The organism is Bacillales bacterium (genome assembly GCA_035700025.1).
Taxonomy (GTDB): domain Bacteria; phylum Bacillota; class Bacilli; order Bacillales; family DASSOY01; genus DASSOY01.
Map to the genome: position 1 here is coordinate 1 of DASSOY010000059.1, position 19,855 is coordinate 19,855.

Consider the following 19,855-nt stretch of genomic DNA (forward strand, 5'->3'; position numbering starts at 1 on the left):
GGTCAACAAGCTGTAGCGCACACCCTGGTTGTCGTTCGGATTCAGCTCAAGCACTTCTTCATATTCTTCGATTGCTTGTTCCGTTTTCCCCAAGGCGGCCAAAGTTTCCGCATACGCTTGCTTCGCCCGCATGTACGGCCGGGTTTCGATGAGTCCCCAGAAATGTCCGCTGTTTTCTTCGAAAAACTTTTTCCCGAGTTTTCGTTCGCCGGTTTGCACGCCTTTTTGATAATAAGCGAGCCTGCTTTCCAGCGACCCGGTGCCATCGGCCAACAAAACGTAGGCATCGACGTTATCTTTGTCCAAGGACAATGCTTCTTTGGCGAGCGCCGCTCTTTCTTTCGGGTTCCCGGTTCCCCACGCTTCGTCGACCAAGTCTTCGGCCTTTCTTTTTTCGGTCACCTTCTCCAGCCGGCGATCCTCGAGCGGCTGTTGCATGTATTCCCTAATGAAACGCTCCATGTCTTCTTCCGATTCAAACTCCTTATCGCGCATCGCTTCGCTGAATTCTTCGAGTTGTCGTTCCAGCGACATATCTTTTTTCGCCACGAACGAATCGGCGGCCATAGGTGACTCAAATAACATGTCCTCGTATTCGTCTGCCAAAGCTTGATAGCGTTGGGAAACTGTCGTGACGGAAACGCCGTACTTTTTCGCGATTTCTTTTTGCGTCACGGGGTTGCCTTCCAACTGGTGCATCAAATATTCGAGTCCGGCGGCTGGGGCTTCAATTTTTCCTATATTCGCGGGATAGTGCTCACAGTAGTTGTGCCAGATTTCAAGGGCAAAGGCTTGAACGGACGGGGGCAAATGCTCGCTGCGTGCGCAAAAACATTGAGCGGCCTGCCTTGCTCTCTCATCAGACCAATCGAAGTGATCCACCAATTCTGCCGGGTTCAGCGGTTCAAAGAACAGCTCCCGCAAAAATTGATCGTAATGATTCTTCATCCGCTCACGAATCGCTTCAGCGGACAGATCCCTATTCATGCCAATTCCATGTTTAACCATCTCTAAATTAACAGTATGATAAGCGAGTAAGAATTGATGCTCGTTGGCATTAAAAGGCACGAGAATGCCGTGGAGTCCGCTTCCTGGTTCGGGCTGCTTGACCGCTTCGCCGCAGCCGACTTTGATCCGGTCCTTTGAGCCTAGTTCTTTTACATAAAAATAAGAGTCGTCTCCTTTTCCGACGCATTCATAAAATGCCGGAACCGGATCCCAACGGGCAACGACAGTCTGCGCTGACGGGCGCAGTTGCGGTTTCATTTTTTCATAAAATTGTTCGAAATACGTTTTGGCGCCCACCGGTTTGTTAAAGAACGCCCAGATGGCATACAGTTCGACATAAGCTTCGCTTATTTCCGGCGCGCCTGCCTCTTCGACCTCCTTCCTAATTTCATCAAGTGCTTCAGCCGCTTCGTGCAAATAGTGATCGTATCTTTCGCTCAAGGCCGCATGAACTTGTTCTAACTCCCGCTTGACGATCCGGTCTTTTTCCGCAGCTGCATCAATGACCTTCCCTGCGCAACATTTCTTGTACTTCTTCCCGCTCCCGCACGGACACGGGTCATTTCGTCCGATCTTCGCCATCTCGCTCACACTCCCAGACACCGATTTTATCTTGATTTTAGCATATTGTCGGTTGCTGGCGTAACGGGGGACGCTGCGGGGCTTTGAATCGATGTGATTTTTCGGCCTCGTGCCGAAAATTTTCCGAATTTGCTTTGCGGCGAACATGCAACCCGGAATCGCTCATGAGAGACGCTATTGGATGAGAATGAGCGGATTTTTTGAAAAATCGCTCACTGAACACGCTATTTGCCGGAAATGTTCCTCGCAGCGGGTCATATAAGCAAGATTTTGGAAAATAACGCACCTCATGAGCGATTCTTCCGGAAAACGGGCGTTTTTAAGAAAATAAGGTCGCTGGTGAGCGATAATTTTTCATCGCAGCGGCGAAACTGTCCGATACCCGTTCACCCCTACGGACATCTCACGAACCTATTTTTCGAATATTATCATATATCCGATACTTGCTCTGCGGAATTCCCGGCTGTGGCATAAGCCGTTTGGTTTAGACCTTGTGCAATCCGTGTTACACTAAATGTGAAGCCTTAGGGGGAAAAGGAGACTATTATGGATATACAAGCTTTTCAAATTTACCGAAGACGCTATAAGCGCATACAATCAGCCGCGCAAATGTATGTCATCATGTACGAGCATCGTCCGACGATTGCCGAACTTTCTTGGTTAACCTTCCTGTCGCCTGAGCACATCTTGGAAGCGATCGAATTTGGGAAAGACTCAAACGCCGCTTAACCCTCCCCCAAACACCACAAACATAGACCTTCTCCAATCATCACCTGAAACGAAAAGTCGAGCATCGCATGAGGCGCTCGCGAACGCCGCTCATGGATGCTCAATTTTTATGCCTGCCGAGCGTTTTGCTTGACAATTTTATATTATTGTGTTAATATTAAAAATTTATTGACAATTACATATTCGCCTCATATAATGAAACCGATGAACGAGGAGGCTGAACGTATGAAAATCGCTGACGGCGTTTATATGCTGGAAAACACCACCGGGGTGATGGGGCAACCCAATACTGTGCATCCGATCCTGATCGCATCAGACGATGCTTTCGTTTTGATCGACACGGGATTTACCGGACAATTTCCTCAATTGCAGGACGCACTTGAAGTGCACGAGGTACCGCTTGAAAAATTGACCGACCTCATCATCAGCCACCAAGACTTGGATCACATCGGGAACATGCCGGAAGTTGTTGCAAACGCACCGCATGTGCGGGTGCTGACTCACGAGCTGGAAAAGCCGTTCGTTCAAGGTGAACAACCGTTGCTGAAATACGATGTTGCCGAAGTCGAAAAGTTGCCGGCAGAAATTCCGCAGGCGTTCAAGGACGGACTGATTTCGCTCATAAAAAATCCGCCGCAAGCACAGGTGGATGGGCTTTTGGCAGACGGCGACGTGCTGCCGATCGCCGGCGGCATGACCGTCATTTTCACCCCAGGGCATACGCCCGGGCACTTGAGCTTTTATTTGCACGAGAGCAAGATTTTGATCGCCGCGGACGCGATGATGGTCGAGGACGGCCGTCTGAACGGCCCGGCGCCGCAGGCGACTTACGATTTGGCACTCGCCGCGGAATCGTTGAAGAAGTTCACGGAATATGACGTGGAAAAAGTGGTCTGTTACCACGGCGGCTTGTATGAAGACGCGCCGAACACGCGGATTCGCGAGTTGGCCGGGGGATGAACGAGAAAAACAGCGGAACGCGGCGCACTCAGTGGCACCGATCCTCGTTATCGCTCCGCTGCCCCCGTTCATTCGTTAATGGATCAAATGAACAGGGGTTTTCGCGGTCGAAGTGCTGGAATCGATCATGAGAGACGCTATATTGATCAAATCCGCGGTTTTTAAAAATTATCGATCATATGTAACGCTATTTTCGTAAAAACTCCCGAAATCGCACCGATTTCCGTAAGGTTTTTGAAAATAGCGCTTCTCATGAGCGATTCCATCTTAAAACCGGATTTTTCAAGAAAATAGCGCTTCTCATGAGCGATTTTAAAGAAGCATGAGATTTTCGGTCCACCGAAAAGGTAAGATGAAGAACGTTCCCCCGTTCATTCGTTGATGGATTGAATGAACGTGGGTTTTCGCGGTGGAAGTGCTGGAATCGATCATGAAAGAAGCTATATTGAGCACCTTTCGAGTCAGCTTCTTTACGTTCTTCGTCGATTCCGCAATTTCTACAAATTCAGCTGCCACGATACCCCGTACCGGTCTTCGACCCGTCCGTATTTTTCGCTGAACGGTGATTCCGCGAGCGGCGTCAGCACTTTACCGCCGTCCGCAAGCCCACGAAACACGCGCTCGATTTCTTTTTCCGTCCGGCATTGGACAAACAGCGACATCGCCGGCGTAAACGGATGCGGCTCCTCCCCGCTGCCGTCGACAGCCATGAACGACAACCCTTTCAACCGGAAGACCGCATGCCGTACGCTGCCGTCTTCGTTATGATGAAGGCTTTCCATCGACGCATCATCAAACAGCGACACATAGAAGCGAATTGCCTCTTCCGCTTGCCCGTTGAATTTCAAAAAAGTCGTGATGTCTTGCATCGAAATCCTACTCCTTTTCCTCTTGCCATGTGATTTTCATCGCATAATCGGCTTCGCCTTTCTTCCATTTTGCGTGAATGACGTAAATGAATGGGTGTGGCTCATCCGGGAGTTTGACAGAATCGCCCGAAATCGGTGTAAACTGAACGTCATGGTTCTTCCAGACGCCAGCCTTGAGGGCTTCAGGTTCGCGATCAAAAGCAATCGTCACGACAGCATTCCTTGAAACGACATTCACTTTTTTACATATTCCTCGGGGGAAACCGCATCGGCGATAACTGTTCTTCCGTGGTCCGACCAGGAATAGGTGCCGATTTTATAAAAAAGTTCTTGTCCCCCCGCGGTAATCGTCGGCCGTGGCGGTTTCAACTCACCAGGATCGCCTTGACATCCAGCCAATAAGAGCAACATTACAACCCCTGCCATGAATGGTTTCAAGTTTACCCCTCCTCATAATCTGCACGCCAACTCACATCCTACCGCTTCCGACGCCGCCTCGTGACGACAGTATATTCCTTGATCGAACATCCATTCCGATTCTACCACACGCGGCCCGAATAAAACATGCCGCCTGAGGAAAATTTAACAAGAGATTGAGGCGAAAGGAGTCAACCCGATGAAGGTAAACGCCGCTAGGGCAAGCATCGATCGGTTAAAAAATTTACCGACAACGGCACGGCCGTCCATTGATGCGGAACAAGTCGTCGTGCCGGAAGGCTATCGCGCGGAAGTGGTGATGGCTGGGCTTTCGTTCCCAACCGGCATGACGTTCGCGGAGGACGGCACGTTGTACCTCAACGAAGGCGGAAGCACGTGGCCGACGCGCCCGTCCTCGATTCCACGAATCTTGAGGCTGTCGCCGGCAGGCGAGCTCGACGTGTTCGCGGAAGAGACGCTCGGCGGCCCGCGCGGGCTCGCGTACCGCGACGGCTATTTGTACGTGAGCGTCAAAGGCGGGTACCATACCCGCATTGTGCGCTACGACGTCGAGACGCGGGAACGCGAGGTGCTGTTCGACCAAATTCCGGACGGCGGCTGGCATGAGCCGGGAGGTCCGGTGTTCGGGCCGGACGGCCTGTTGTATTTCGCGCAAGGGTCGGTTGCCCAGCAAGGGGTCGTGTTGCCGCAAGGCTATACGGTGGACCTTGCGAAGCATCCGGAAGCGTGCGACGTGCCCGGCGAAGACGTGACGTTGACTGGGAACAATGTGTGGAGCCGCGACCCGTTGACGCCGGATCCGTACCTTGTGAAGACCGGGCCGTTCAAGCCGTTCGGGAAGGCGGAAAAAGGCGAGGTCGTCAAAGGGCGGTTGTGGTGCTCACAGGCGTCTGGAGGGCGAAGCCCGACGGCAGCGACGTTGAGTTGCTGGCGTGGGGCATCCGCAATCCATACGGCATGGCGGTTAATGAGGACGGCGAACTGTATGTGTCCGACAACGATTATGAGGAAAAAAGTGAACGGGCGACCGCCGATGATCCGGACCGGATTTGGCACATTCGCAACGCGAAAAAGCCGTTCGGGACGGTCGAGAAGCCGGACTGGTACGGCTATCCGGATATTCGCGGCGACGGGTTGCCGCTCTGGGATGAAAACCATTTGCCGAAAAAAGGGAAGGCGGCGGAGCCGCTGCTGGAAAATCGTCCGGAATGGGCGGGGCCGCCGGCGTATTATGAAAAGCCGCATTCGTGCATGACGAAAATGGATTTCTGCCGCTCGGAAAGCTTCGGTTCCCGCGGAAAGTTGTTTGCCTGCGAGTGGGGTACGCTTGCGCCGCTCAATTCGCCGAACCCGAAAGATTTACACCACAGCTTTCAAGTGATGTGCGTTGACGTCAACGAGGGAACCGGCGAACGGTTTTTTCACAATAAAAAATCGGGGCCGGGCACGGGCGGTCTCGAGCGTCCCGTCGATTGCAAGTTCCACCCGGACGGCGACAGCCTGTATGTGCTCGATTTCGGAACAGCTGACGTGTCAACGGGCATGATGCTGTCATACGCCCATACGGGCGCGCTTTGGAAAATTACGAAGGAGTAGCGAGGTGAATCGCATGCATACGAGCCGAACGGCGAGTCAACCGATCGTGATCGGACTCGCCGAGACCGATTGGAAAGAAAAGATCGACCGGATGGAGAAATGGCTCGAGACGACGAGCCTGGTGCAAGCCTCCTTTCATAAAATGGTCAACGATGCCGCCGAAGCGGTCACTGAACCGCACATCCGCAATGCCCTCGAAAAAATGGCCGAACGTGCCGAACGGCACGACCGCGAAATCGGCGAGCTGTTCCGTCTCATCGGCCGGGAACGAGCGGCCTTGCCGCAGGCGGCCGGCCCGGTGATGGGCAAAATGCTCGAACTGGCCGGCCATTCGCTCGACATGCTCGGCGGGGCGAGCGGCACATGGCGCTACTTGCACGAGCTCACGCTCGCCAACGACCACGTGCTCGGCGCCGTTGCCGTCACTGAGCAGCTGGCGCTCAGTCTCGGCATGAAAGAACCGGTGAAGCTCACGTTTCCGCTCATCCATGAGAAACAAACCGACCGGCTCGTGCTCATGGAATACATGCTTGAAACGGCGCCGCTGTCCATTTTATACGACCGGACCGTCTAGATTTTGCCTTCCCGGCATAGTCATGTACGAGAACGAAAAAGGAGGCGATCCTTTGCTCAACTACTGGACGCGCCCCCTGGACATCGCCCCGCCCGTCCGCCTCGACTCGGCGACCGTCCGGCTCGCCGCCGTCGCCGTCTTCAGCGCAATCGCGGCCATGTTCCAGGCCATGGGCGGCCTTTTTCCCGGCCCCGGCTACGCATTCAGCATGCTCGCGACGCTGCCCGTCGCTGTCAGCATACTTCTGTTCGCCCGCACCGGCTTGCTTTCCTACCCGCTTTGCTTTGCCTTGCTCTTTTTCCTGCAACCGAGCGAGCTCGTCGTGTTCCCTTTCACGACCGGCCTCCTCGGCGTCTCCGTCGGCCTGGCCTTCCTTCTTTTCCGGCGCCGGCTCCCGATCGTTTTTTTTAACGCGGCCGCTTTAAGCGCAGGCATTGCTTTCGCATTGTATGGGCTTCGGTTTCCCGTGCTCGGCCCGGAATTCCCGACACGCGTCGGACTCGCCGCTGTCACGGTCATCGTTTCGTTCTCGCTCCTTTACAGCTGGGCGTGGACCGAGTTTACCGCTTTCGTATGGAAACGGATCGCCCCGGCGCTCCGCCGTTGAATCGGACGATGTTTTTGTTTCCCGGAGTTCGGGAACACTGACTACGAGACTTCTTAAGAAAAGAGGGATCGCTATGCAAAGCAAAAGATCACAGTACCAGCCGGTGCAAGGCGCGGGTGAATCGCTTTCGGATGCCCAGGAAGTCCTGTACGCGAAAGCGTTCAAGGCCGCCGACATCGCCGGCGGTTACCGGAAGCCGCGCGTGCGGCGCGCGAAGCGCGAGAAAAAAGACGACTGAGCCTTGCGTAACCCCCAACGACGACGTTGGGGGTTGTTCATGTTCCCGACAACCAAACGCCTTAAGACACACCCCTCATTCTAACGAACCTAAAAGACCCTTAGCAGTGAAAAATGAACATCAAACAACTGTAACGAACATTAGAGGCCCTTAGACGCTCCAGACCGATCCAAATGACGGCGAATCGAGGGCTAAGGGCCGAAAATGTTCGTTAGAAAAAATAGCGGCGTAAAAAATGGCGCTAAGGTGATCTAATGTTCGTTAGAACATAGAACTTCCTTTTGTTGTCATTTTTCCTTGAATTGCAACAGGTTCTGGTAAATGACCTGATCGGAATTTTCCAATTCCGCCGATCGCCTGTCGAACCACGGCCGGCACATGCTTTTCGCCATGAGCGCTCCATCGCTTTTCCGATAACACTCGTTTCCGGTGTAAACGTAGGCGTCGGTGACGAAACTGCCGTCCCGAAACACAACAAAGTCTTCTTTTTCCGGAGAAAACAAGTCGTGCCCGAAATGGATGAACTTCGAGGTGTCGATGCCGAGCAGATGCAAAAGGGTCGGACGGATGTCGATTTCGCCGCCGACGGTATGGATCGTTTTCCCTTCCGTTTGTCCCGGCACATGGATGATCAACGGCACCCGCTGCAATCGGATCCGTTCAACGGGGGACAACTGTTCGCCGAGCACTTGTTCCAGCCCTTCCTCGTACGCTTCGGAGATCCCGTAATGATCACCGTACAATACAATGATCGAGGAATCGTACAACCCGGAAGCTTTCAATTCCTGGAAGAACCGTTTCAACGCCTCGTCTTCGTAACGAACGGTCATGAAATACCGGTTGACGATCTCGTAATCGCTGTTCGGCGGGTCAATCAACTCGTCTTCGGGATCAATCAAAAACGGGAAATGATTGGAGAGCGTAATGAATTTCGCATAAAAAGGCGGCTCCAGCTGCTTCACGTATTTCATCGATTGCTCGAAAAACGGGATGTCCTTCAGTCCGTAATTGATCGTATTTTCCTCGGTCATGCGATAATCCCGCGCCGAATAAAACCGGTCGTACCCGAGCGAATCATACATATCGTCCCGATTCCAAAATGTGCGGTCGTTGCCGTGAAACACGACCGATTGATAGCCGCGGCGATCCAAAATTTCCGGCAAAGCTTCATACTCGTGATCCGGGTAACGGACAAATACCGAGCCGCTCGGCAGAGGATAAAGCGAATTATCGATCAAAAATTCCGCATCCGACGTCTTCCCTTGCTCGGTTTGGTGATAAAAGTGGTCGAAATAATAACTTTCGTCGATCAAGTCGTTCAAGAACGGCGTCACTTCCTGCCCGTTCACCTTTCGGTGAATCACGAAGGTTTGTGTCGATTCGAGCGAAATCAAGATGACGTTTTGGTTCTTGTATTTCCCGAACAAAACGGGATTCGGGCTAATTTCGTGTTCAGCGACGTACCGTTGGATTTCCTCAAGGTCGTTGTCAGAAGCCAGCGCAAGCGCGGCCACCGGTTTCAACTGGGAGACGAGATCGTAAAGATGGTAATTCATGATGCCAAACGCTTTCGCAATCGCTTCCCGGTTGTAAAACGCTTTAAACAAGTTAGGGTTCTCCGCCTTCACGAGCGCGACATTGGCCAACAAAAACAAAACCGCAACCGTGACTGTCAGCCCTCTTTGTTTTTTCGTAACCGGGGTCGGCCGCCACTCGTCTTTTCTCCACCAGACAAAAAGCGCAAGCAAGTCAACGAACAGGAATACATCATACGGACTGGCAAGCGCAACCGTACTCTGCGACAATCCCCCGACGTTCGGCAGCTGCGTGATGACCGGCAGCGTGATGAAATCGATGTAAAATCGGTAATATAAAATATCGGCGTAAAGCAGCATCGTGGCGAGAAAATCGACGATCAACACCGTGGAGCCGCGCAGTTTTTTTCCGAAAAAGAAACTTAGCGACAGCACGAGGATCGACGAAGCAATCGGATTGATCCATAAAATGATTTGCTGCAACAAGCCCGTCGTCTTTAAATCGGTATAAAATTGCAAGACGGCATACGATTTCAGCCAAAACAAGATCACCGCCGTCAAATAAAAGATCCATGTAGAACGTCCGCGGAAAAAAATCAAAACCACCTCCGGTTGGAAAACGCATGATCGCAAAAGAATTTCAGCATGAAAAAAACGGCACGAACCGGGCTTGCCACCCGATAGCCGTCCCGTTTATCGAGCAAAGCGCTGCAATTCTGCAAGCAAGGAAAGCAGCTGTCCTTTGGAATGCTCGCCCATGAGCGAAATTTGCACCCAATTTCGCTTGAGCAAATACTCGCTTCGATAGCTGAGCAAGTAGCCGGCGCGCTCAAGGGCTTCTCCGGCCGCAAGTGAATTCGTTTCTTCGGGCAATTCGATCGTTACGATGCCCGGTGACGTGTTTTCATCCGATCCGAACAAGACAAATCCGCGATCGCGAAGCTCGCCTCGGAGCCATGCGGCCAATTCGGCTTGTTTGCGGAACAACTCGCCGTCTTCGAACCGTTGCAAGGCGGTTTTCAATGCGTAAACGAGGTTCGAAGAATGGGTGAACGGCACGCCTTGCTTTGATGCGTAGTAACCAAGATCCAAATACCGCGGAATGCGGGTGCTCGGTTGGACATCGTGATTATAAAAAACGGTTGCCAGTCCTGCGAAGGAACTCATCCCTTTACCGCTGCCCGACGATGCCAGAAACACGTCGGAAAGATCGACCGGGACGATGCCGATCGAACTGCAGCAGTCGAGACACAGCCGGACGTCGTGCAACCGGCACAGCCGCTTCAAGCTTTCCATATCGTTCAAAAGGCCTGTCGACGTTTCGCAATGCACCGTCCATAACCAACGAATCTCGGGATTTTCTTTGAGGCGTTCGCCGATTTTTTCGTAAGCCAACGGTTCGCCCCATTCGTGTTTCATCGTTTCGTGCGCCAGCCCGAAGCGTGCCGCGTGGTCGAGCAGCCGTTCGCCGAACTCTCCGTTCGTGACGATCAATCCGCGTCCTTCCAGCTGCGAAAGTTGGGCAGCGACGATGTCGTTCCCGAGCGTCCCCGTTCCAAGCGCAATTTCCACATGGTTCGTCCTCGTCAACTCGCACAGTTGCCGTTTCACGCGTTGAAAATCGTCGACAAACTGGCGCGAACGATGAGAAATCGGCTTTTCGCCGAACGTCTCACGCACTTTCTCATCCATCGCAACCGGCCCCGGCAAAAAGCTGATCGTCTCCGCCGGTGCCTCCGGTTGTTCTTCTTCGGCCGGCAAAGCGTTAAGACGCCGGAACATCGCCTCTTTCGCGAAAAACGCTTCCTTTGTCAAATACATCGGCTGAAACGGCGCTTCTTTCGTTCCGACCAACGGTCCGAACGGTACGAATCCGAGATGGCGGTACAATTTCTTTTCTCTCAACGTTCCGGAGATGATCGCCATGTCGTAACCGTATTCGAGGCAATAATCGATCAATTGCCGCGCCAGTCCGAGGAAAACGCGACCGTTCCGGTACGCCTTCTCAACCGCCAGCAGCCGCACTTCGCAAATTTTCCGGCCTTCCGGAAAATAAGCGTCCAAGTTTTCGAGCTTTTGATCGAGCGAAAACGGCCGATTGCCGCGTACGGCGATCATGCCGACGACGCGGTCGCCGTCCAGTCCGATGATGTAAGTGCTTTCGCTGTCGAAACGGTCAACGAGGCGGTTTTCCTCATTTCTTTCATGTTGAGGAATTTCTTCCACGAACGTTTTATAATTGAGCCGATAAATTTGTTCAAATTCGGCAGGTTCCGAAGCCATTTTGAACTTGAATGACGAAGCGGTAATCATGAATTCCACCCCAATGCTCATCAGGTGATTGCTAAGAACGGCGGGTGCCGAGCCGTTCCGCGAGGTTTTCCCGGTGGGAAAACAGTACGAGAGCGGCAATCGCCGCGATGCCGAGCGCTTGTACGCCCGGTTGACCGACCAAGACGGCAGTCAGCGGCGTGACCGCAATTGCGCCGAGACCGGCGATCGTAAAACTCCGCACGAAAACGTAGAGTACGAGAAATTGGGCGATGACCAGCCCCATCAAGATCCAGTTGAGTGCGAGAATCACCCCGATCGCCGCGGCAATGCCTTTGCCGCCGCGAAAACGAAATTGCAGCGGCCAAATGTGGCCCGCCACAACTGCCGCACCAGCGGCCGCGACCGCGAAAGGCTCGAGGCCGGCGCGGCGCGCCGCCCAAACAACGAGCATGCCTTTGGCCATGTCGAGCGCGAGCGTGACGGCAAAACCCGTGCGGCCGAGCACTCGGCTTACGTTGCGGGCACCGACGTTGCCGCTGCCGATGTCGTGAATGTCGGCGCCTTTCCCGAACCGGACCAAATAATAGCCCGCGGTAAGACAGCCGACACCGTATGCGGCAAGAACCATCAACCCTGAAACGGCGGCATGCATCGGCCCGCTCCTTTCCGTGCTTCAGCAAACGTTATGATTTTATTATTCTATCACAATTGTCGATCTTTTCACCATCTTGTCGGAAAAAATTACCGATTCGCCAAGAACGATTCGATGTCTTCGACCGTCCGAATCATCGCCGCAGACAAATTCTCATGGCCGTCCACAGTTACGAGTACGTCATCTTCCAGGCGAATGCCGATGTTTTCCTCGGCAATGTACAATCCCGGTTCAATCGTCAACACCATTCCCGGCACGAGATCCATGTCGCGATAGCGCCCGACATCGTGCGTATCCAATCCGAGCGAATGGCTGACGCCATGGTAATAATAACGATCAATTTCTTCATCTTTTTCAATCAAGCCGAGGTTCCTGCACCCTTCAGCAAGCACTTTTTTCGTATGTTTGTTCAGCTCCGCGAAATTCAGCCCTGGTTTTACCAATTCCGTCGTCTCTTTCAACGCCTGCAAAACTACGTTGTAAACAGCTTTCTGACGCTCGCTGAACTTCCCGTTAATCGGAAACGTCCGGGTCAAGTCCGCGCTGTAATAATCATACGTCGCCCCAAGATCAAGAAGAACGAGATCGCCGTCTTTTGTCTCGTCATCGTTGTTCACGTAATGAAGAATCGTCGCATTCTTCCCGGAAGCGGCAATCGTCGGAAACGCCGTTTCCTTCACTCCTTGCGTTTGCAGCGTGAAATTGAAATACGCTTCCAGCTCGTTTTCCTTCATCCCCGGCTTGGCGTGCTTCCATACATTCTCAATGCCGTCCTTCGTGATCGCAATTGCCCGGCGAATTTTATCAACCTCTTCCGGTTCCTTGACAACGCGGAGCTGCGTAATATCGGCATACACGTTCTCGACTTTCGCCTGAGGATACTTGACTTGCAGTTCGCGCGCGAATTCGTGTGCTTTTGACGGTCCAGCTCCCCAATTCATCAACTCCAAGTTCAAATAGACGGTTTCGATCTTTTCATTTTGCAAAGCGCTGTGGACGAATGCCGGAAATTCTTGTACCTTACGAATCTTCGAAATGCCCGAAGCCGCTTTCGCCTCTTCTTCCGACAGTTTCCGGCCGACCCACCTTTCCATAACCGGATCGTTTTCTTCGATAAACAACATCTCTTCGATCTTGCCTTCGCTTTTCTTGAGCGCGAAGATGATGTTCTCCCGGTCAATGCCGGTCATATAATAAAAATTACGGTTCGGAACGAATCGGTACGTCTCGTCAGCCGAACGGTGCGGCGCGCTGCCGGCAAACAAAATCGTCAACGACCCCTCCTTCAGAGCGCCGGATAACTTCTTTCGGTTGTTCGCAAAAAAATCGGCTTTCATACTAATAACCCCTCTCTTTTTCTCCGTTCGCGCGGAAAGCATCTTCTTATAAAATACCATAAGTCCCCTTGAACCTTCCAATTTTGCATCAAAAAAGCATGGGGACCGATTTCCGATCGGCTCATGCCGTCGATCGAATTTTCGGCATATGTGCGGTTTTTACAGAGGAACAAAAAAACCTGCCGGTCACGGACGCGAAGTCCATGACTGGCAGGTTTGGATGACCCATCGAGGTCTATTTAAAAAAGAATTGCAGCAGTTCGAAGATGAGCGCGGAAAGGATCGCTACCGAAGGCAGCGTAATAATCCATGTCAAGACGATCCGGCGCGCTACGCCCCATTTGACGCCTTTCACGCGCTGGGCGGTGCCGACGCCCATGATCGAAGAAGAAATGACGTGGGTCGAACTGACCGGCAAGCCGAGCCGCGAAAAGCCGAAGATGATGATGGCCGAACCGAGGTCGGCGGCCGCACCGTTCACCGGGCGGATTTTCATGATTTTGCCGCCGACAGTTTTGATGATGCGCCAGCCGCCGACAGCGGTGCCGAGACCCATGGCGAGCGCCGCGAGAAATCGCACCCACATCGGAATTTCCGCCGAGTTCAAATAACCAGCCGTAATCAGCGCGAGGGTGATGATCCCCATCGCCTTTTGTCCGTCGTTCGTGCCGTGGGCAAAAGACTGCAGCGATGCCGTGAGAATTTGAAACAGCCGGAAGCCTTTGTTCGTCTTTGACAACGGGAAGTTCTTAAAGATGATTTTAAACAAAAACATGATGATGAACCCGAAGGCCAAAGCGACGAAAGGCGAAACGACGAGTGCCAAAATGATTCCGAGAAAGCCGTCATAGTTCAAGGCATGGATGCCTTCGGACGCGATAGCCGCGCCGGCCACCGATCCGATGATCGCATGGGACGAACTGCTCGGAATTCCGAAATACCAAGTGATGATGTTCCATGAAACGGCCGCGATCAAAGCAGCCATCACGACAATCAATCCGTTTTGAAGCTGAAAAGGATCGGTGATCCCTTTCGTAATGGTCTTGGCTACGCCGGTAAAGGCGAGCGCGCCGACAAAATTCATGACCCCCGCTAAAATTACGGCGAAACGAGGGGGCAACGCACCGGTCGAAATCGAGGTCGCCACCGTATTGGCCGTATCGTGAAACCCGTTGCTAAAGTCGAAAACGAGGGCAAAAATGACGATTAAGATGATCACAAAAAATATCGTATCCATCCAAACGCTCCTTATGCATTTCTCATAATGATCGTTTCAAGCGTGTTCGCCACGTCTTCGCAGCTGTCCGAAATGCCTTCGAGCAGCTCGTACATCTCTTTGTACTGAATCACTACGATCGGATTTTCTTCAGTCGAAAATAAATCTTTGAAACAAACGCGCAGCAATTCGTCGCAGGTCGACTCGTAATCATTGATTTTGATCGCGTGCGGGCGAATGTCAATCAATTTTTTCTTCTTCAACAAATTGACCGATTGCGCAACTTCTCCAACCGCGTCGTTCAAATGCCCGACGAATTTTTTCATGTAATCGTTCGGTTCCGTGATGTTGTACAGCTCGAACCTCGAAGAGCACGCCTCAAACCCGTCGAGAATGTCATCCATTTTTACAGCGAGTTCCAAAATGTCTTCCCGCTCCAGCGGCGTGATGAACGTTTTGTTCAACGCCACGATCAATTCATGGATGATCGTATCGCCTTTCGTTTCGTAATTCTTCATCACCTTCGCAAACTCTTTCAAATCCGCTTGGTTTTTAATTTCGAATTCCAAAAAGTACTGTGAAGCTTCCTTCAAGTTCTCGGCAATGTTCGACAACATCTTAAAGAAATCGTCCTGTTTTTGAGAAAAAAACACGTTTGGCACCTCCGAAAGGATTGTTCTTAAGCTATTTTTCGTTTGAAACACCTTTTTCATTCTAGCAAATCGTGTCGACTCTGAACATCGCTGCAATGTAAAGATTCAATTAAGGTTTTGTAAGCGCTTCCATTTTCCTAGCCAAATCCTCCCTCCCCTGCCAATATAAAATGCCCGTGTTACGTTGCTGTAACAACGTTTTTACGGTGTTGTCACACCGCTCAATTAAACTCGAGTTAAGCTTATAGTTTTTATAAAAAAAACTTTCGGGAGGATCGAATGACAGTGACTTGGGGGAAATGGTGGGTATCGGGGATTACGGCTGGTGCGCTCGCTTTTGGATCTTTTGCTGCAGGACCCGGCTTGACGGAAGTGTCCGCGAGCACGCAAACCGCAATGAACACGAATCAGTTGTTAAAAATGGGCGACCGGGGCGCCGACGTGAAAACGTTGCAAACGAAGTTGCGATCTCTAAATTATTATTGGGATGCGCTCGACGGAATTTTCGGGTCACATACGCGCGCTGCGGTCATCAGCTATCAACGCGACCACGGATTGGCCGTCGACGGGATTGCCGGCCCACAAACGTTGACTTCGTTATTTCCCGGGCAAGCGAACTCATCTTATCTCGACTATGGGGACAGGGGGGCATCCGTTTCCGACTTGCAGCAACAGCTGAAACGCCTCGACTACTATACATACGGGGTGGATGGGATCTTCGGGCACATGACCGAACAAGCGGTCGAAAACTTCCAAGCAGACCATCAATTGACGATAGACGGGATTGCCGGCCCGCAAACGTTGACAACCTTAGATCATGCCGTCACTGCAGCAAAAATCATTGAAGACGCGAAAGCGCTTGTCGGCACCCCGTATCAATGGGGCGGTGACAACCCGCAAGAAGGGTTTGACTGCAGCGGTTTCATTCATTACGTCTTTGCGAAGAACGGCATTTCCGTTCCGCGTACGACTTCGTCCCTTTGGGACGCCGGCCGAACCGTCGCTTATTTGCACCCGGGCGACCTCGTATTTTTCGAAACGTACAAAGACGGACCGTCTCACGTCGGTATTTATTTAGACGGAAACCGATTCATCCATTGCGGTTCGCACGGGGTCGTCATCGAAAGCCTCGGGATCAACTACTGGAGCAGCCGGTATCTCGGCGGCAAACGGTTGTTTTAACGGAAACTTGGGGGTTGCGCCAAACGCGTGTCCCCGTCTTCGCTCCGCTCACGGCTGACGCGATCTCCGTTCGAAGGGAAATGACGAAACGGCTGGGAATAGCCCCAGCCGTTTTCAGTTTCGGCGATGATCACTGTTGCTCGTCAGGTCAGTATTAATTAGCGAACCTATCTCCATCACCGATACGACTCATCGCCACGGTGAGGCCTTTCCGCGCCGGGCGCCGCTTACCCCTCGGCAAGTGTTCACGCATTATTCGGCATACAGCTGCTTCTCGCCGAGCGCCCGTTTCAAACCGTGAATCCAACCGAGATGCAGCCCTTCGTGGTAAATGCCGAAATTGAGCAAGTCGCCGATGATCGCCGGGCGCCCTGTCTTGATTAAGCCGAACGGCCGCTCTGTCCGCTCCTCGAGCCGGCCGGTGAAACGCTCTTCGATCAACTCCGGCTGCGCCTCCAGCAACGCTTGCAGCCTCGCAAGCGAGGGCATCTCTGCATCGCCCCAGTCTTCCGGGCTCGTCCCCCGGTCGAACCATTCCTTGTACCCTTCGGGAGATGGATCCTCCTCTCCCGCGAACCCGTACATCAGGCCGTTCAACGACACGTAAATGTGCCCGAAATTCCAGCGAAGCGAATTGTTGAACGCCCCCGGCTGCTTATCGGCGATCGCCTCCGGCGTCGCTTTCAGTGCGGCGAGCGTCAGGCGTCGCGACATTCTTAGCTGCGCAAACAGGGCTTCTTCATTCATTTTTACCCTTCCCTCCGTATCTTCAGCGGCCTTTAACGTTTCCGCTCACTTCAACTTTTATTTTTCGATGCGAACCTTCGAATTCCTGCTTCCACTTCCACCCTCTTCGGTCACGCCGGCCAGCTCCAGTCCTTTAAAGAACAAGCTGATGAAAATCGCGATCACCGTGGCGAGCGCCATGCCTTTCAGCGCGAACGTGCCGATCGTGACCGCCGCACCGCTCGTACCGATCACCAAAACGACAGAGGTCAACATGAGATTGGCCGGCTTTGAGTAATCGACCTTCGCTTCGACGAGCATGCTGATCCCGGAAGCGGCAATGACACCGAACAGCAACAAGGAAATGCCGCCCATGACCGGCGTCGGAATCGAAGAAATGAGCGCCGACAATTTGCCGATAAAAGAAATGAGAATCGCGATGACGGCGGCACCGCCGATGACCCACGTCGAATACACTTTCGAGATGGCGAGAACACCGATGTTCTCCCCGTATGTCGTATTCGGTGTCGAGCCGACGAAACCGGAAAGAATCGTCGAAATCCCGTTGCCGAGCAGTGAGCGGCCGAGGCCGGGATCGCGCGTTAAATCGCGTTCGACGATGTTGCCGGTGACGATCAGATGCCCCATGTGCTCCGCTACAACAACGAGGGCGGCGGGCGCGATAGCGATGATCGCCGACCATTGGAAAACCGGCGTGTAAAATTGCGGCAAGGCGAGCCAAGGAGCGGCAGCGACTTTGGATACGTCGACCATGCCGAACAGCGCCGCCAGGAGATAGCCGGCGACGATGCCGATCAAAATCGGAATGATTTTGAAAAAGCCGCGGAAGGCGACGGAGCCTAAGATGGTGATGAACAACGTGGCCATTGAAATAAAAATGACGCGGCCGTCGGGCGACCAGTTTTGCGGCGCGCCGTCAGGCGCGAGCAGGCCGGCCATTTGCGCGGCGGTGGGGACGAGTTCGAGGCCGATGACGGCGACGATGGCCCCCATGGCGGCCGGCGGGAAGACGACGTCGATCCAGCCGATGCCGGCAAAGCGGATGATGAGGGCGATGGCCGAAAAGATGAGGCCGACGACGATGAATCCGCCGAGCGCGGCGTTGTAGCCGCCGCCCGTGGAGAGCACGAAGAACACGGGCGAGATGAAGGCGAAGCTGGAGCCGAGGTAGGCCGGAATGCGGCCGCGGCAAATGATGAGATAGAGCAAGGTGCCGACGCCGTTCATAAGCAGAATCGTGGCCGGATTGACGTGAAACAGGATCGGCACGAGTACGGTGGAGCCGAACATGGCGAATAAGTGCTGGAAGCTGAGCGGGATGCTCTGAGAGAGCGGCGGCCGCTCCTCCACTTGAATGACTCTTTGCAAAATCGGATGCCTCCTCGTTTGAAATATGTAGAACAAAATCTCCTGCTAAGTATAACGTAACCTGTCGAATGTGAAAAAACGAATGCTTACAGCCGGGATGAACACCTAAACGGAAACGACATAGACTGAATATCAGAATGGAAAAAGGGTGTTTGTCATGCCGGGAGTGGTCGGCGTTTTAAAAGTGAATTCCGTGGGCTCCAGCGGTGTGCTGCATGTCGGAGACGTATACAGCATCGCACCGAACAGTGCTTTGAAAACGTTCGCCGGAGCCGGGTCTTTCAACACCGGCGATTATATTTCGATCGACAACCAACACAGCGTCACGAGAACGATCGATGAGGACACCGTGGATGCGAGCAATATTGGAAATGCGTAAGGAATCGTGTTGGCTTCTATAGAAAATATGACATTGAAGCATATCCGCAGACGGTGCCCCTGTTTTGACTTCAAACGACGGCAAATATAGCGAAAGGACGGAGAAGCGATGTATCCTTACGGGCAAGTACCGCAAACGTTTCTCAACCCGCAGCAGCACATGCAAGCACAGCAGCGACAAATCGAACAACTGCAAGAACAGTTGCAACAGATGCAAAGCGACTTGGAAGAACTTCGTTTGGAACCGAGAGAAATCCATTATAATTTCGACCAGTTAAAAATTGAGCGGCTGGACGGCACGCTGAATATCGGTTGGGGGGCAAAGGGGCAGGACGACGGACTCGACGATTTATCAGTGAACGGTGAATCGCTGGAGACGACGGCTCCCCGCGATCCGGCGATGCAAATGATGCAGTCGGCACGGAACGACGTGATGCATTATATGAATGGCCGTGCGCTCGACGACATGAAGCAGCTTGAAGAACGCTGCGAGTATCCTTTGGACGAACCGTATCGGAAGTTCATTTTGCGAGATTTACAAAAACAGGTGGATCCGCGAATTCGCCACTACTATTCGCAAATAAAGCATCAGTTGAACGATAGAAACCGGGAGGAATTGGCCAAACAAATCGCGGAAAAAGTAAGAAACGATGTTTACCGGGGAATGGAACAGTTCCTCGGCCAATTGAAACAAGGAAGGGACGCACAATGAATTACAACGTGACGAACTACGGAATATCCGTCGGAAATGTACGCATCATCGGGGTAACGTCCTCATCGGTTTTTCTCATTGGCGATGCGGAAGACATTAAATGCGCTTCGGCGTTTGATACACCGCCGGAATCGTTGATAATCGGACAGGAACCATTTCCTGCGCCTCTCGTTCCGTTGACTTCGGAATCGGCTTAAGGG

23 protein-coding genes are annotated in these 19,855 nt (G+C 52.8%); 11 read left to right on the plus strand and 12 right to left on the minus strand.

Annotation, left to right across the window (positions count from 1 at the left end; genetic code table 11):
• Positions 1 to 1,590: SEC-C metal-binding domain-containing protein (locus VFK44_09850; protein HET7628678.1), on the minus strand; the 1,590-nt coding region annotated here is incomplete at its 3' end.
• A 546-nt stretch (positions 1,591 to 2,136) separates the two neighbouring features.
• On the opposite strand from VFK44_09850, the gene VFK44_09855 reads away from it, so the two are divergent.
• Positions 2,137 to 2,319 carry a hypothetical protein gene (locus VFK44_09855; protein ID HET7628679.1) on the plus strand — a complete coding sequence of 61 codons (183 nt, stop codon included), beginning with the start codon at positions 2,137 to 2,139 and terminating at the stop codon, positions 2,317 to 2,319.
• A 225-nt stretch (positions 2,320 to 2,544) separates the two neighbouring features.
• Positions 2,545 to 3,279 (plus strand): MBL fold metallo-hydrolase, encoded by a 735-nt coding sequence (locus tag VFK44_09860; GenBank protein ID HET7628680.1) that lies wholly within the window; start codon positions 2,545 to 2,547, stop codon positions 3,277 to 3,279.
• 497 nt (positions 3,280 to 3,776) lie between these two features.
• On the opposite strand, the gene VFK44_09865 is transcribed toward VFK44_09860, so the two are convergent.
• The 3 genes from VFK44_09865 to VFK44_09875 are packed head-to-tail and all read right to left on the minus strand — an operon-like array spanning position 3,777 to position 4,586.
• Positions 3,777 to 4,148, minus strand: a complete 372-nt coding sequence (locus tag VFK44_09865; GenBank protein HET7628681.1) for a VOC family protein — start codon at positions 4,146 to 4,148, stop codon at positions 3,777 to 3,779.
• 7 nt (positions 4,149 to 4,155) lie between these two features.
• A complete protein-coding gene (locus tag VFK44_09870; protein HET7628682.1) occupies positions 4,156 to 4,359 on the minus strand; it encodes a hypothetical protein in 204 nt (67 codons plus the stop codon).
• 23 nt (positions 4,360 to 4,382) lie between these two features.
• Positions 4,383 to 4,586, minus strand: coding sequence for a hypothetical protein (locus VFK44_09875; GenBank protein ID HET7628683.1), 204 nt, complete (start codon positions 4,584 to 4,586; stop codon positions 4,383 to 4,385).
• A gap of 178 nt (positions 4,587 to 4,764) precedes the next feature.
• Here VFK44_09875 and VFK44_09880 point away from each other — a divergent pair, with 178 nt between their 5' ends.
• The 5 genes from VFK44_09880 (at position 4,765) to VFK44_09900 (ending at position 7,601) form a co-directional block, all read left to right on the plus strand.
• A complete protein-coding gene (locus VFK44_09880; protein ID HET7628684.1) occupies positions 4,765 to 5,841 on the plus strand; it encodes a hypothetical protein in 1,077 nt (358 codons plus the stop codon).
• Positions 5,745 to 6,182 (plus strand): hypothetical protein, encoded by a 438-nt coding sequence (locus VFK44_09885; GenBank protein ID HET7628685.1) that lies wholly within the window; start codon positions 5,745 to 5,747, stop codon positions 6,180 to 6,182. Before VFK44_09880 ends, VFK44_09885 begins: the two co-directional genes overlap by 97 nt.
• A 4-nt stretch (positions 6,183 to 6,186) precedes the next feature.
• The gene (locus VFK44_09890) at positions 6,187 to 6,756 is read left to right on the plus strand and encodes a hypothetical protein (protein ID HET7628686.1); all 570 of its coding nucleotides are present in this window, start codon (positions 6,187 to 6,189) and stop codon (positions 6,754 to 6,756) included.
• A 52-nt stretch (positions 6,757 to 6,808) separates the two neighbouring features.
• The gene (locus VFK44_09895; GenBank protein HET7628687.1) at positions 6,809 to 7,363 is read left to right on the plus strand and encodes a hypothetical protein; all 555 of its coding nucleotides are present in this window, start codon (positions 6,809 to 6,811) and stop codon (positions 7,361 to 7,363) included.
• 73 nt (positions 7,364 to 7,436) lie between these two features.
• Positions 7,437 to 7,601 carry a YfhE family protein gene (locus VFK44_09900; protein ID HET7628688.1) on the plus strand — a complete coding sequence of 55 codons (165 nt, stop codon included), beginning with the start codon at positions 7,437 to 7,439 and terminating at the stop codon, positions 7,599 to 7,601.
• 287 nt (positions 7,602 to 7,888) lie between these two features.
• Here VFK44_09900 and VFK44_09905 read toward each other — a convergent pair whose 3' ends face one another.
• From VFK44_09905 to VFK44_09930, 6 genes are all read right to left on the minus strand, one after another.
• Positions 7,889 to 9,736 carry an LTA synthase family protein gene (locus VFK44_09905; protein HET7628689.1) on the minus strand — a complete coding sequence of 616 codons (1,848 nt, stop codon included), beginning with the start codon at positions 9,734 to 9,736 and terminating at the stop codon, positions 7,889 to 7,891.
• A 93-nt stretch (positions 9,737 to 9,829) separates the two neighbouring features.
• Positions 9,830 to 11,449 carry a GNAT family N-acetyltransferase gene (locus VFK44_09910; GenBank protein ID HET7628690.1) on the minus strand — a complete coding sequence of 540 codons (1,620 nt, stop codon included), beginning with the start codon at positions 11,447 to 11,449 and terminating at the stop codon, positions 9,830 to 9,832.
• A 31-nt stretch (positions 11,450 to 11,480) separates the two neighbouring features.
• Positions 11,481 to 12,062: a glycerol-3-phosphate acyltransferase gene (locus VFK44_09915; GenBank protein ID HET7628691.1), complete on the minus strand. Its 582-nt coding sequence runs from the start codon at positions 12,060 to 12,062 to the stop codon at positions 11,481 to 11,483.
• Positions 12,063 to 12,151: 89 nt separating this feature from the next.
• Positions 12,152 to 13,399 carry an aminopeptidase P family protein gene (locus VFK44_09920; protein ID HET7628692.1) on the minus strand — a complete coding sequence of 416 codons (1,248 nt, stop codon included), beginning with the start codon at positions 13,397 to 13,399 and terminating at the stop codon, positions 12,152 to 12,154.
• 235 nt (positions 13,400 to 13,634) lie between these two features.
• Positions 13,635 to 14,636: an anion permease gene (locus tag VFK44_09925; protein HET7628693.1), complete on the minus strand. Its 1,002-nt coding sequence runs from the start codon at positions 14,634 to 14,636 to the stop codon at positions 13,635 to 13,637.
• 11 nt (positions 14,637 to 14,647) lie between these two features.
• Positions 14,648 to 15,268 carry a DUF47 domain-containing protein gene (locus VFK44_09930; protein ID HET7628694.1) on the minus strand — a complete coding sequence of 207 codons (621 nt, stop codon included), beginning with the start codon at positions 15,266 to 15,268 and terminating at the stop codon, positions 14,648 to 14,650.
• A gap of 279 nt (positions 15,269 to 15,547) precedes the next feature.
• Here VFK44_09930 and VFK44_09935 point away from each other — a divergent pair, with 279 nt between their 5' ends.
• On the plus strand, positions 15,548 to 16,450 hold the full coding sequence (locus VFK44_09935; GenBank protein ID HET7628695.1) for a peptidoglycan-binding protein: 903 nt from the start codon (positions 15,548 to 15,550) through the stop codon (positions 16,448 to 16,450).
• Positions 16,451 to 16,702: 252 nt separating this feature from the next.
• On the opposite strand, the gene VFK44_09940 is transcribed toward VFK44_09935, so the two are convergent.
• Both VFK44_09940 and uraA read right to left on the minus strand, forming a co-directional pair.
• A complete protein-coding gene (locus tag VFK44_09940) occupies positions 16,703 to 17,197 on the minus strand; it encodes a DinB family protein (GenBank protein ID HET7628696.1) in 495 nt (164 codons plus the stop codon).
• 57 nt (positions 17,198 to 17,254) lie between these two features.
• Positions 17,255 to 18,568, minus strand: a complete 1,314-nt coding sequence (gene uraA, locus VFK44_09945; protein ID HET7628697.1) for a uracil permease — start codon at positions 18,566 to 18,568, stop codon at positions 17,255 to 17,257.
• Positions 18,569 to 18,722: 154 nt separating this feature from the next.
• Here uraA and VFK44_09950 point away from each other — a divergent pair, with 154 nt between their 5' ends.
• The 3 genes from VFK44_09950 (at position 18,723) to VFK44_09960 (ending at position 19,852) form a co-directional block, all read left to right on the plus strand.
• A complete protein-coding gene (locus VFK44_09950; GenBank protein HET7628698.1) occupies positions 18,723 to 18,944 on the plus strand; it encodes a spore germination protein in 222 nt (73 codons plus the stop codon).
• A gap of 108 nt (positions 18,945 to 19,052) precedes the next feature.
• Positions 19,053 to 19,655 carry a spore germination protein GerPC gene (gerPC, locus tag VFK44_09955; GenBank protein ID HET7628699.1) on the plus strand — a complete coding sequence of 201 codons (603 nt, stop codon included), beginning with the start codon at positions 19,053 to 19,055 and terminating at the stop codon, positions 19,653 to 19,655.
• Positions 19,652 to 19,852 carry a spore gernimation protein GerPD gene (locus VFK44_09960; GenBank protein ID HET7628700.1) on the plus strand — a complete coding sequence of 67 codons (201 nt, stop codon included), beginning with the start codon at positions 19,652 to 19,654 and terminating at the stop codon, positions 19,850 to 19,852. The genes gerPC and VFK44_09960 overlap by 4 nt, the downstream gene beginning before the upstream one ends.
• Positions 19,853 to 19,855 lie beyond the last annotated feature (3 nt).